The 12,666-nt window shown below is 26.9% G+C and carries 14 protein-coding genes; 1 reads left to right on the top strand and 13 read right to left on the bottom strand.

The genetic code is table 11. The features are described 5' to 3' along the window. Positions 1-2: 2 nt before the first annotated feature. From FPD38_RS07105 to FPD38_RS07150, 10 genes are all read right to left on the bottom strand, one after another. On the bottom strand, positions 3-344 hold the full coding sequence (locus FPD38_RS07105; RefSeq protein WP_147556025.1) for a hydrogenase maturation nickel metallochaperone HypA/HybF: 342 nt from the start codon (positions 342-344) through the stop codon (positions 3-5). Further along, positions 344-1,315 carry a hydrogenase expression/formation protein HypE gene (gene hypE / locus FPD38_RS07110; RefSeq protein WP_147556026.1) on the bottom strand — a complete coding sequence of 324 codons (972 nt, stop codon included), beginning with the start codon at positions 1,313-1,315 and terminating at the stop codon, positions 344-346. The genes FPD38_RS07105 and hypE overlap by 1 nt, the downstream gene beginning before the upstream one ends. A gap of 9 nt (positions 1,316-1,324) precedes the next feature. Beyond that, on the bottom strand, positions 1,325-2,410 hold the full coding sequence (gene hypD / locus FPD38_RS07115) for a hydrogenase formation protein HypD (protein WP_147556027.1): 1,086 nt from the start codon (positions 2,408-2,410) through the stop codon (positions 1,325-1,327). Continuing rightward, a complete protein-coding gene (locus FPD38_RS07120) occupies positions 2,397-2,678 on the bottom strand; it encodes a HypC/HybG/HupF family hydrogenase formation chaperone (protein WP_039665546.1) in 282 nt (93 codons plus the stop codon). Before FPD38_RS07120 ends, hypD begins: the two co-directional genes overlap by 14 nt. Continuing rightward, positions 2,678-3,409 carry a hydrogenase nickel incorporation protein HypB gene (gene hypB / locus FPD38_RS07125; RefSeq protein ID WP_147556028.1) on the bottom strand — a complete coding sequence of 244 codons (732 nt, stop codon included), beginning with the start codon at positions 3,407-3,409 and terminating at the stop codon, positions 2,678-2,680. The genes FPD38_RS07120 and hypB overlap by 1 nt, the downstream gene beginning before the upstream one ends. Positions 3,410-3,469: 60 nt before the next feature. After that, positions 3,470-5,671, bottom strand: coding sequence for a carbamoyltransferase HypF (gene hypF / locus FPD38_RS07130; RefSeq protein WP_147556029.1), 2,202 nt, complete (start codon positions 5,669-5,671; stop codon positions 3,470-3,472). Continuing rightward, complete coding sequence (locus tag FPD38_RS07135; protein ID WP_147556030.1) at positions 5,652-7,169, bottom strand: hypothetical protein; 1,518 nt, start codon at positions 7,167-7,169, stop codon at positions 5,652-5,654. The genes hypF and FPD38_RS07135 overlap by 20 nt, the downstream gene beginning before the upstream one ends. A gap of 100 nt (positions 7,170-7,269) precedes the next feature. Beyond that, positions 7,270-8,097, bottom strand: a complete 828-nt coding sequence (pepE, locus tag FPD38_RS07140; protein WP_147556031.1) for a dipeptidase PepE — start codon at positions 8,095-8,097, stop codon at positions 7,270-7,272. A gap of 73 nt (positions 8,098-8,170) precedes the next feature. Further along, entirely contained in the window at positions 8,171-8,836 is a 666-nt protein-coding gene (locus FPD38_RS07145) for a M48 family metallopeptidase (protein ID WP_147556042.1), read from the bottom strand. Then, complete coding sequence (locus tag FPD38_RS07150) at positions 8,812-10,128, bottom strand: MATE family efflux transporter (protein ID WP_147556032.1); 1,317 nt, start codon at positions 10,126-10,128, stop codon at positions 8,812-8,814. Before FPD38_RS07150 ends, FPD38_RS07145 begins: the two co-directional genes overlap by 25 nt. Before the next feature lie 150 nt (positions 10,129-10,278). On the opposite strand from FPD38_RS07150, the gene FPD38_RS07155 reads away from it, so the two are divergent. Beyond that, positions 10,279-10,512 carry an acyl carrier protein gene (locus FPD38_RS07155; protein WP_147556033.1) on the top strand — a complete coding sequence of 78 codons (234 nt, stop codon included), beginning with the start codon at positions 10,279-10,281 and terminating at the stop codon, positions 10,510-10,512. 18 nt (positions 10,513-10,530) lie between these two features. Here the strand turns inward: FPD38_RS07155 and FPD38_RS07160 are convergent, their stop codons facing one another. The 3 genes from FPD38_RS07160 to FPD38_RS07170 are packed head-to-tail and all read right to left on the bottom strand — an operon-like array spanning position 10,531 to position 12,646. After that, positions 10,531-11,280, bottom strand: coding sequence for a hypothetical protein (locus FPD38_RS07160; RefSeq protein ID WP_147556034.1), 750 nt, complete (start codon positions 11,278-11,280; stop codon positions 10,531-10,533). A gap of 2 nt (positions 11,281-11,282) precedes the next feature. After that, entirely contained in the window at positions 11,283-12,542 is a 1,260-nt protein-coding gene (locus FPD38_RS07165; RefSeq protein ID WP_147556035.1) for a DUF2920 family protein, read from the bottom strand. A 14-nt stretch (positions 12,543-12,556) separates the two neighbouring features. Continuing rightward, on the bottom strand, positions 12,557-12,646 hold the full coding sequence (locus FPD38_RS07170; protein WP_261798315.1) for a DUF2920 family protein: 90 nt from the start codon (positions 12,644-12,646) through the stop codon (positions 12,557-12,559). Positions 12,647-12,666 lie beyond the last annotated feature (20 nt).

Raw genomic sequence — 12,666 nt, forward strand, 5'->3', positions numbered from 1 at the left:
ACTTACTCTTCTTTTAATATAAGCTTCATTAAATAAAGCTCTTCCCCATCTATGATTTTTAAATTTTTATCTTCACATTTTGGACACCAAAAGATGTTATTTTCTAGTATCCCTTTAAAATGACATTTTTCACACTCAACAATGATTTCTTGTAAATGGGTAATAAATTTAGCATTTTTACACAATAAACTATTTTCTTTAAAAGTTTCAAAGCTACGCTCTAGCAAAGAAACCTCTACTCCACTTAACCTACCTATCTTTACATGAATTTCTTCTACTATTTTTCCTTGAGCATACTCTTCGCAAAGTTCTAGTAAAGATTCTATAATGCTTAATTCATGCATTAACAAATCCTTGGCAAAAGCTCACCTTTAGGGGCTTCCAAAAAGCGTTTTGCTCCATAAGCATTTTCTAAAATAACCCTAGCATTATCGTTAGAATTTATTTTTCCTATAATACTTGCATTTTTGTTAAATTTTTGCAAAATTTCTAAAGCTTTCATCTCATCTTCTTTTTCTACACAAAGTATGAAAGTTCCTTCATTTGCAAGTTCATATGGCTCATAACCAAAAAGCTCACATACCCCTAAAACTTCATCGCAAATTGGAATTTTTTCTTCATATATTAAAATTTCTTTTTGACTTAATATCGCCCATTCATTAAGCACAGCACTAAGCCCCCCTCGAGTAGCATCACGCATGGCTTTGATTTTGATATTTGCATTTAAAAGTGCCAAAACTTCATCTTTTAAATTTTTACAATCACTTTGTATATTTGCTTCTAAATTATTTCTTTCTACTAATACCGCACATCCATGAGTACCAATATCCCTTGAAACTAAGATACTCAAATTTTCTTTAATATCTTTTGTTGATATTTTTTTAATCATTTTGCCAACACAAGAAGTATTAATATAAATTCCATCACCCTTGTTTTTAGGCACTACTTTAGTATCCCCACAAACTAATTTTACATCTGCTTTTATGCACTCGTTTTTAATAGAATTTAAAATAGTTTTTAACTTATCTATTTCAAAACCCTCTTCTAAAATTAAAGCTAAAGAAAGATATAAAGGGCTAGCTCCTACCATCAAAACATCATTAACACTGCCACAAACTGCTAATTTTCCTATATTAGTATCTTTTAAAAAAATAGGATTTAAAACAAAAGAATCTGTACTAAAAGCAATATCTTCTAAAATAGCTGCATCATTAGCTTGTTTTAAAATATCATCATCAAAGATAGAAAAAATTTCACCGATCAAAGCGTTCATCTCTTCTCCACCGCCACCATGGGCTAAAGTAATTTTATCCATTTGCTTTCCTTAGTTTTGATGATATTTATAATATGCAGCACATGCTCCTTCGCTAGAAACCATGCAACTTCCGATAGGATTTTTTGGTGTGCAAGCTTTTGCAAATACTTTACAATCATAAGGCTTAGCCAAGCCTCTTAAAATTTGACCGCATATACAGGCTTTACTTTCATTTTTACTTTGGACTTTGCAATCAAATACCTTGCTTGCATCTAAATTAGAAAATTCATCTTTTAAACAAAGACCACCATCTTTAATCATCCCAAGGCCTCTAAATTCAAAATCACAAGGCTGAAAATAAGTCTGCATTAATGATTTAGCTTTTAAATTTCCTTCTTTACTTACTACTCTATGATATTCATTATAAACCTCATAGGTATTTGCATTCATTTGCTCTACTATATTTAATACACTAAGCATTATATCTACAGGCTCAAAACCACTCACTGCTATAGGAGTTTTGTATTTTTTAGCAATTGGTTTATAAATGTTTGATCCTGTTATAACACTAACATGTGAAGGCCCTAAAAAAGCATCGATTTTAACTTTTTCATCCTGCATGATAGCTTCTACAGCTGGTGGGACTAATACATGATTGATATGAAAAAATAAATTTTCAAGTTGAAGCTCTATCCTTTTTTGTATGATTACTGCGCTCATAGGAGTGGTAGTTTCAAAACCTATGGCAAAAAATATAATAGTCTTATCTTTATTTTCTAAAGCAATATCAATAACTTCTAAAGGAGTGTAAAGTGCTCTTACATCAGCTCCTTTGGCCCTAAGATCGATTAAGCTCTTATAGCTTCCTGGCACTCTTAGCATATCACCTAAAACACAAAAAATGGTATTTGGCATACTAGCAAGTTTTAAAGCTGTATCAATGCGTTCTCTTGACATCACACATACAGGACAACCTGGACCATGAATAAAATTTATTTCTTTTGGAAGCAAACTTGGTAAGCCAAATTTCATTATGCTATGCGTATGACCACCACAAATTTCCATTATATTAATAGGTTTTGAAATTTTTGATTGTATGATTTTTTGTATAGCTAAAATTCTATCTTTGTCTCTAAAATCATTAATTAAATCCATCTTTTAATCCCATATCTCCTTCGTATTCATCTATTTGTCCATTTTGCATTTTTTCAGCTATATCTGTATAAATTTTTAAGCTCTCTTGGGCTGCATGGGTATCTATTTTTTCCATCGCAAAACCAACATGGATTAATACATAATCACCCACTTTTAAAGGCTCGCTAATTAAATCCAAACTCACTCTTCTTTTTACTCCTAAAGTTTCTACTATAGCTGAATTTAACTCATCAATTTCTAAAATTTTAGAAGGTATAGAAAGACACATTAGTTTAATTCCTTTTTCATTTTTAAATAATCAATCCAAAGATTAAAACCTGTTTTTGTTTTGCTATCTAAAATCATAATATCTACTTTAGGATTTAATCTTTTAGCTGCTAAAGATGCTACTTTAAAATCAAAATCAAAATGTTGAGCTAAATCAGCTTTTGTAATCACCAATAAATCAGCTTTTCTAAACATGACAGGATATTTTTCAACTTTATCATGACCTTCTGTTACTGAAAGTAAAACCACATTTAAATGCTCGCCCAAATCATAACTAGCAGGACATACCAAATTTCCAACATTTTCTATAAAAACAATATCAAGCTCATCTAATTTAAAATGATGCAGTGCTTCATGCACCATAAAAGCATCTAAATGGCAAGTTTGACCTGTGGTGATTTGATGGGCTAATCCTCCTGCATTTATAATACGATTTGCATCATTATTAGTTTCTAAATCCCCTTCTACTACAGCTATTTTAAATTTATCTTTTAAAGTTTTTATCGTTTCTTCTAGTAAAGTTGTCTTACCGCTTCCTGGAGAACTCATTAGATTGATACAAATGGTATTATACTCATTAAAATGCTCTCTATTGTGTGAAGCTTGATGATCGTTTTTTGATAAAATTTTACTAATTACGCTAATAGTATTTTCATCTTTTAAAGCTGAGTTTTCGTGATGGTGTTCATGATGATGGTGTTTGTTTATAGAGCAGCCACAATCTTTACACATGTTTTTTCCTTAAATTTTTTATTTTATTTTATCTTTAAAAGTATTAAAAATTTATGAGTTTTAATAAGTTTTTAACGCCAAATAATGCACAAGTTGTCCTAATGCAATAGAGCTATCATTGCAAGGAAATTCATAAGAAGTTTTATAAGAAAATTTTTTACGATTTAAAATTTCAAGTAAGGTTTTATTTTGAAACACCCCTCCACTTAAAATCACCTCTTCTTTATATAAATGAGAAAATTCTATAATAAAATTTGCAATAGCATTTAACAAACCTGTGCTAATTTTAACCTCGTTAGAATCTTTTAAAGCTTGTAAAAAAGCATCTTTTATGCAAATTCCATCATTTTGTATGACAAATTTATAAGTATAATTTAAATTTTTATCATAATACTTTTCTAATAAAAGCCCAATTTGAGCTTCATAATCAAGCTTTTCTATATCAAAAGCAATAGCACCAAAAGCATCAATTATCCTTCCTAATGAGCTTGTGTATAAAGTGCTTTGAGTGTGAATTTTTTTAAGATTTGATAATTTTATAGAATTAATTTTATTTAAAAAATCTTTAGCTTTATCTTGCAAATTTAAATCAAAAATCAAAGCCAAAGCTAAATTATAAATATTTTTAATATCGGCATTAATAAGCTTAAATTCTTTAAAATGAGCTATTCTTTGATAATTTTTTAAATTAGCCTTAAAAATCTCTCCACCCCAAATTTTCCCATCATCTCCATAGCCTGTGCCATCAAAAATAAAAGCTAATACATCTTTATTAAAAATTCTATGCTCAAATAAACAAGCACAAGCATGAGCATAATGATGTGAAATAGCATAATTTTTATAATTTTTAAATTCTTTAACATAGGCAAAATGAGGATGCTTATCACTTAAAATTTGATCAAATTCAACATCATATGATTTTTTAAAAAAATGTAAAATCTTAAAAAATCTTTCTTGTATATCTAAATCTTTCATATCTCCAATATAAGGTGAGATAAAAATTTGATTTTGAAAAAAACATGCAAATTGATTTTTTAGCTCACTACCTAAGGCAAGTATATTTTGATCAAAATTAAAAAAATCTTTAGTGTTGATATAGCGTGGATTAACACCTCTAGAAGTTCTTAAAAACATAGTTTTTTTACCTACTATTTGAGCAATGCTATCATCGCTTGAATTGACAATATTTCTATCATAATCTATATAAAAATCAAAAACATTTCCAAGTTTTTCTAAAAGTTTTGTTTCTTCATAGATAATGCTTTGTGAGCTAAGGTTTGCACTAGTTGCTACAATAGGTTTATCAAAATATTCAAATAACAACAAATGCGATCCCATATAAGCTAACATAATGCCTATTTTATCAGTATCTGGAGCTAAATTTTCTAAAATATTTTTACTTTTTAAAATCACAATGGGTTTTAAATTAGATTGTAAAAGTTTTGCTTCATCTTCATTAATATGAGCTAAATTTTTTGCCATTTGTAAATTTTTTACCATAATAGCAAAAGGTTTTTTTGCCCTATTTTTGCGTAATCTTAACTCAGATATAGCATTTTCATTAGTGCTATCGCAAATTAAATGAAAACCACCCATTCCTTTAAAAGCTATGATTTTACCTTCTTTTAGCATTTTAGCAAGCTCTATAAAAGCTTGTTCGTCTTTTGCAAGAATATTTTTGTTTTTATCCTTTAAAAAAAATGTGATTTTACAATTTGGACAAGAAAGTGGTTGAGCATGAAAGCGTCTATTGCAAGGATTTTCGTATTCACTTTGGCAAAAAGCGCACATTTTAAATTTATCCATACTTGTATTAATTCTATCATAGGGTAATTTTTTAATGATAGAAAACCTAGGACCACAATTTACACAAGTGATAAAAGGATATTTATAGCGAGGGTTTGTTTTATCATAAAATTCTTTCATGCAATCTTCGCAAAGTGCAAAATCACTTAAAATCGGACTGAATTTTTTAGTATTTAAAGACTTCGTGATAGTAAAATCTTTATATTTTTGCTCTAAAGTTATTTTAGAAATTTGTAAATCATCTATTCTTGCTAACTTTGGAAGATTTTTTAAAAGCTTATCTTTAAATTGATTTGCTAATATCTCATCACAATCAAGCCTTATGACAACTCCTAAGCTATTGTTGAAAACTTCTCCATTTAAATTTAAACTTTTAGCCAGATTATAAACAAAGGGTCTAAAACCAACCCCTTGAACTAAGCCTTTAATACAAATTTCATATCCAAAGCGGAACATCACTTATCTTAAAAAATGGTATGTGTTTGAAAATATTTTTGCTCAAACTCTTATGCTCAAACAAACTACCACTAAGCACAACACAATCAGCTTGATCTTTAGCTTTTAAATCATCAAACAAATCTCTTAAAAAATATGCTAAAGATTCCACTACTCCTAAAGTGATGATTTGCTCTTCAACTCCAGCAAGCTTAAAACTCATCACACTTCTTAAAGTTTTAGTATAATCAAATTCTTTTTCTTCATTGAATTTAAAATCTATCTTAACTCCTTTTGCCATCTTGCTCTCATCAGCCAAATGCAAAAGTTTTAACCCAGCTTGAGTTAAATCGCTATCAAGATCTAAAATAACACCTACCATACAAAAAATTCCAAAAAAATTATGGTTTAAATTTAAATTCATTTTAGGAAGTGTAAATTCTTTTTGATAATTTTCTAGCAATCTTTTAGCCGTATCATCTTTACTAGCTAGTTCATAAAATTCATCAAAACTTTTTGGTAAATTTAGTTTTAAAAGATTGATTTCTTTATTGAGTAAAATAATATCATCATATTTTTTGCTAAGCTCTAAAAGCAAAGGTTTTTTATCTTTAAAATCAGACAATATACAAGAAATTCTTGCATAGTTTTTATCTTCTTTTTGAAAAATTAAATTTTTAAATTCAGATAAAATATAGTCAAACCCTCTAAGCACAAACATATTTTTTTCTATCAAAGCTACTTCAAAATCATCTTCAAAAGATTCTAGCTTTTTAAAATTTAAAAATTTAACCCCTTCTTTTTCAAACTCATAACACAAAGCGAAAATAAAAAGATTATCATAAAATTTTACTTTAAAATAATCTTCTTTTAAATCATGATTTTGTCTAAAAATAGCATTAAATTTTAATTTCATTAAAGGCTTTTCAACACCAGCTAAAATTTTAAATTGCTCATTATTGCAAGAAAAAAATGCGTTAATATGTTTTGGATCGCTTGGCATTAAAAAATCATCTAATTTTTCATTAAAAATTTCAAACGCATAAATTCCTTTATGGTTTTTAAACTCTATATATTCTTTATTTTTTAATTTTTCCAAAGCTTTTTGTAGTAAATTTTGAAAGTTTTCTTTAGTGATTTTAACAAATTCATTTTCTATTTTAAATTTTTCTTCTACAAAAATTCCCCATTCATTTTCTATAAGCTCACCTTGAGTATAGGCATTTGCATTGATTCTTGTTAAAAATGCTCTTTTGGTAAAATCTTTTTTAGTTTTATCAATAAATTCAAAATCTTCTTCTATAACTTTTAAATCAAATTTATCTAAAAAAACGCTATGGCTAATTTTTTCCAAATTTTCACAAAAAGCTTGCAGTTCATCTTTTTCACCTTTAACTTTAATCACAATTTTTTCATCTTTTTGCTCAAAATTAAAAGTAAAATTTTTAGTATAATAATACAAAAGATACTCAAAAACATCATTTTTAGATCTATAATTAAAAGTAAGCTCTAAAATCAAAATAAAAAACCTTGAAAAACTAAATATTAAAGTATAAATATAACAATTTTAATTCTAAGAAAAGCTTAAAAAGCTATCCAACATTCGATAGCTTTTTATTTCAGTAATTAAATTCAGAGTCAATAGCAATTTTTTGAATTTCTTTTTTATTTTCAAATTTTAAAAGTGGAGTGTTTTTATCCATACCCAAAACTTTCACTTTTTTACCATTAATCAACAATGCAACACCTTCAGGTAGGGCGTATACTATACTTGTAGGATTTACTATTAAAAATTCTTGTAATCTTTCTTCGCGACTTTCGCCATTATGGCCTACTGGTTTACCTGAAATAAAATGAGGATTGATTTGATGAGGAAAAATATTAAAAGTGTTAAATGATTTTGGCTCTACAATAGGCATATCATTGGTTGTTTTCATGGTCGAACCTGCTACATTTGAACCTGCTGACCAACCAACATAAGGAATGCCTTCACTTACTTTTTTTGCAATCAATTCCACAAGATTATTATTATAAAGTTGATTTACTAATTCAAAAGTATTTCCACCACCTACAAATATTGCATCAGCATTTTTAATAATATCAATAGCATTTCCTCTATGCACACTAATTATTTGAAGTCCTAGACTTTCTAAAGCTTTTGCAACTTGGGCTTCGTATTGTTCATAAGTTTTTCTCACACCAGCATAAGGAATGAAAGCTACTTTTTTACCTTTTAAATTATTTTTTTTAACAAACTCTTTAAGCCAAGGCAATGCATGATTTAAATACCCTGTATTTTTATAACCAGAACTTGAAAGCAATAAAACTTTTTGCTTGTCTTTTGGAAAATCAACCATATCGGTTGATTCGGCATGTAAAGTAACTGCACTAAAAAGCATAGTGGCTAAACCAAGAGCGCCTATTTTTAATAAACTTCTTCTTTTCATTATTTTTCCTTTAATATATATTTATAAATTATTTATTTTAATAAATAAAATTTTAAAATAAAATAAATTTCTGTTAGAAAATAAGGGTTTTTAGAAAAACTTCTCTTTCTTTATAATCAGGCATTAACTGATATAAAAAAGTATAAAATTCTTTTTGATGATGCGGGTAAATTAAATGCGTAAGTTCATGCAAGATTACATATTCTATAGATTTTATAGGTTTTTGCGTGAGTTTTAAATTTAAATTAATATAAGCTTTTTTATGATTGCAAGAGCCCCACCTTGAAATCATTTCTTTAATGCTAATTTTTTGAACTTTCCTATCAAATGCAAATTGCCATTTATTAATAAAAAAATTAAAAATTATTTTAGCACTTTGTTTTTGAAAATTTTTATATTCTTGATGATTTTTTGTAAAAATTTTATCTTTTTTAATGCAAGTTTTATAGCAATTTTCATCAAAAACTAAATGATATTTTTTACCTAAAAAATATACTTCATTATCATTTAGCAATGTTTTTTTAGAAAGTATTTCTTTTTGTTTATTTTTAATCCAAATTTCATTTTTTTCTAAAAAATTTATAACATCTTTGTCTTCATAATGAATTGGTATAGTAAGTTTAAAATTTAAAGTTCTATCTATTTTTAATCTTAAATATTTTACTTTTTTTCTTTCAAAATCTATATTTAAATTTTTAAAATTAAACTTTCCCTTTAAACTAATACCTTGTTTTGCCATTTTTTGCTTTTCCATCTATAAGAATTAACTATACCTCTTAAAAATTCATCAGCACAAAATCCTATCCAAATTCCTAAAATTCCCAATCCCATATAAAAACAAAGCACATATCCAACAGGCAATGAAACTCCTAGCATAAAAACCACACCGCTTAAAAAAGGAAACCTAGCATCTCCTGCTGCTCTTAATGAATTTACCATTACTATATTAAAAGTTCTTGCGATTTCTAAAAAGATAGAAAGAGTAAAAAGTGGTATCATTAATTCTTTTAAATCTTCTTCAAGATCTACTATTTGCATTGTAAAATCTTGTAAAATATAATTTAACAAAGCCACAAAAGCACTTGCTATAACACTAAAATACAAAGCCACCCAAGTATGTTTATATGCTACATTTAAACGCTTTGAACCCACAAGCTTTCCTATAATGATTTCATTTGCTAAACTAATTGCTTGCCCTACTAGCATAATAAGCAATGAAATTTGAAAATAAATTGTTTGCACACTTAAATTTGCCTCACCCAAGCGCGCTACAAAAGAAAAAGCTATGGTGTATTGTATAAACCATACTAAATGCTCCCCAGCAGCATAACCACCTATGCTAAAAATCTTTTTAAAAACTTCTTTTTTAGGCTTTAAAAGTTCTTTTAAATTTAGATGAATTTTTAATTTAAAAATAAAAATTATAACAAGCATAACAAATGCTACAACACGACCTATAATATTACTAAACCCTACTCCAAAAAGCTCTAATTTTGTAAAATGCAAAATATAATAATTACCTATAAAAATCACTATATTCATCATCAAAGTAGTTAGCATAACCCAATAAGCTAAATTATAAACCCTTATAATAGCTGCTAAAACTATGCTAATAGCATCAAAAAATAAGCAAATTGCAAGCATTTGTAAATAAATTTGACTATCTTTTAAAAGTTCTTGCGGAATTTGCAAAAGGTATAGCAAAACCTCCCCATGCCAAAAAATTAAACTTCCACATACCAAACCCACCAAAGTATTTAAAAACAAACTTTGATGGATAGCTTTTCTAGCTAAATCATAATTTTTAGCTCCTAAAGCTTGAGCAATAACCACACTACAACCTACGCTTAAAAAACTAAAAACTATTAAAAATAAATCAGCTATATGATTACCAGCACCCAAAGCTCCAACTAAGAAATTAGAATATTGAGATACCATTGTGGTGTTAATAATTAAAGAAAAATATCTTAAAAACATTTCAAGCAATATAGGCATACTAAGATGCTTTAAAGAAAGCTGTTTGTTAGTCATTATGAACGCTCTTTTGTGTGTTTAATCAAAGAATGGTATTTTAAATAAAAAACACTTTTTTTAAGATAAATTTCTTTCATTTCAAAAGTAAAAGTTTATTTTATATGGTAAAATTATGAAATAGTTTTTATAATCAAAAAAAGGAAATTTATGCAAGTAACTTTTGAAGATATTCAAAAAATGTTTAACAACATAGGTAGAAATGATGTTAATGAAGCAAGTTGTGATTTAATTGATGAAGATATTATTGATAGTATGGATATGATGAAGCTTATATTAGAAATCGAAACATTTTTAGGAAAAAATTTAGATGCAAAATACATCATACCAGATAATTTTAAAGATTTTTCTTCTATTAAAAATATGCTTGAAAATATTGAATAATTTCAAGCATATTTTGATTTAATTACTAAAATATTTAGTAAATTTTTCTTGATATTTTTCTTCTAATTTATCATATAAATTTTGAATTTCATTAAGAAATTTCTCATTTCTATATGCTTTCATAGTCATAGAATTTATTTCTTGGAATGCAAAAAAATCAAATTTTTCTTCGTGCGTTAATTCTTCAAGATAAATTACTTTACCATAATGATTATAAGTATATTCCTTAAGAGTATTTTCAATAATTTCTAAAGCTTTAAAAACAAAAATCATAATAGGTTCTTTTCTTAAAATTTGAGTATTTTCTTCAAATTCTTTTATAAATTCATCATTTTTCCTATGTGTGATCGTACAATAATGTTTTTGCGCATCTTTATAAAAGATATCAAACAAAGCACATGGTTTTACCCCTAAAAAATTTCCATCAAAATCAACTTTAGGGTAATATGGATAAAGTTTGCATATCAAAGGTCTTAAGCTATGTGGATTGCAAAGTCCATTCAAATCACATTTTGCAAAGTAAATATTGATATTTTTTCCATTTTTTAAAGTAAGCGTGTTGGCTTTTCCATTTTCTAAATATGTATTACCTGCTTGTCTTAAAGAAAGATATTCTATCTCTAACATCGGTAAAATCACTGCACTTGATTTATTAAATTTAAAATATTGTGCGTATATATTATGACAACAACCACCATTACAAGTTTTATAACACTGCGGTGCAAAAATAAATTCTTTATCATGTAAAGTATCAAAAAAATTTTTCATATTTATCCTTTAATTTTAGATTTTTGTATATCTAATAATATTTTATCATCCTCTTCTTTAAAAGTATAAGTTAAATCATCGCATTTATATGAAATTTCTTTTTTACAAGTTTTATCTTGTAAAGGTTCTTTTAAAATTTCATTTAAATGTTTTTTTATGAGTAGCTTCATAGGTATACCACAACCATGCTCTAAATTTTTAATAAATTTTCCATCTATTTCTTTTTCACTTGTTATTTTAGTAAAATCAATTTCAAATCCTAAATCTTTTAAAATACCAAAATATTCTTCTCTTTCTTCTAAAGGAACATATTGATCAAATTTAGAATGATAAGCGATGTATTTTGGTTTTGGATAAAGGCTTTGAATTTTTAAATGTTCTTTATTTAATGGTTCTCTTATTATTTTTCTAGCATTGGAAAAATAATTCGGAGATTGTTTGTTTGTGGTCCAATAGGTTTTTTCACAAGCGCAAAGTCTGATATTGTTAAAAAAATTAAAAGTACCAAAACAAGCATACTTTGTAAAATCAACTTCTTTGCCAAATCCTATATATCTCCACGCATCATCATTTAGAGTCATATGTGAAGAATTATCTAAAATAGCATCCACATTCCAAGGAGCTATTTTGGCACATAAAAGCGCCATATAAGCTCCATGTGAAACTCCTACTAAAATAGTTTTAAATCTTTCTTTAGCTGTTTTAAATGGAGGATTGGCTTTGATATAAAGTAAAGTATTAATTACATCCATAGTTTGCATAATACCATAATTTTGATATTCATCTTTAGTTGGCCGCAAACTCACACTTAAATCTAAATAATAGCTTCTATTAAGCTCCCAGTTATTTTTCATATCAGTAATTTTTTTATTAAGATAATCCATAGCAGGATAAAATTCTTCAAAAGTATTTAGTTTTTGTATATCATAAGGAATTTTGATATTTAAAGCTTTTAAGCTAGCTTCAAATATAAGTTTATCTATATTGTCTAAATAAAATTTAGCTCCAGTTTGGGGACGATTTCCTATGCAATGGTAGTCCATACTTACAACAGCCACATTATACCTAGAAGCAAAATATTGCATATTAAATTCTAATACAGGATCACTCATATCAGCACCAAGACCTTGTATAATACAAACTAAAGCTTCTATTTCTTTACTATCATCATAAATGAGTTTAAACTCAACCTTAGATTCTCTTTTTATATTTAATTCTACATCATCACAAGAATTGATTTCATAAGTTTTATTGATTATCATTGTTAGTCTTTATTTTAAATTATTTCCAAAACAAATTTATCATCTTTATCCTTAAAAGTAAAAACTTTGTTTTTACAAGGATAACTTATACTATCTTCTTTCATACTAAAGGTTTTATCTTTTA

It is taken from the genome of Campylobacter volucris, from assembly GCF_008011665.1.
Taxonomy (GTDB): Bacteria; Campylobacterota; Campylobacteria; order Campylobacterales; family Campylobacteraceae; genus Campylobacter_D; species Campylobacter_D volucris_A.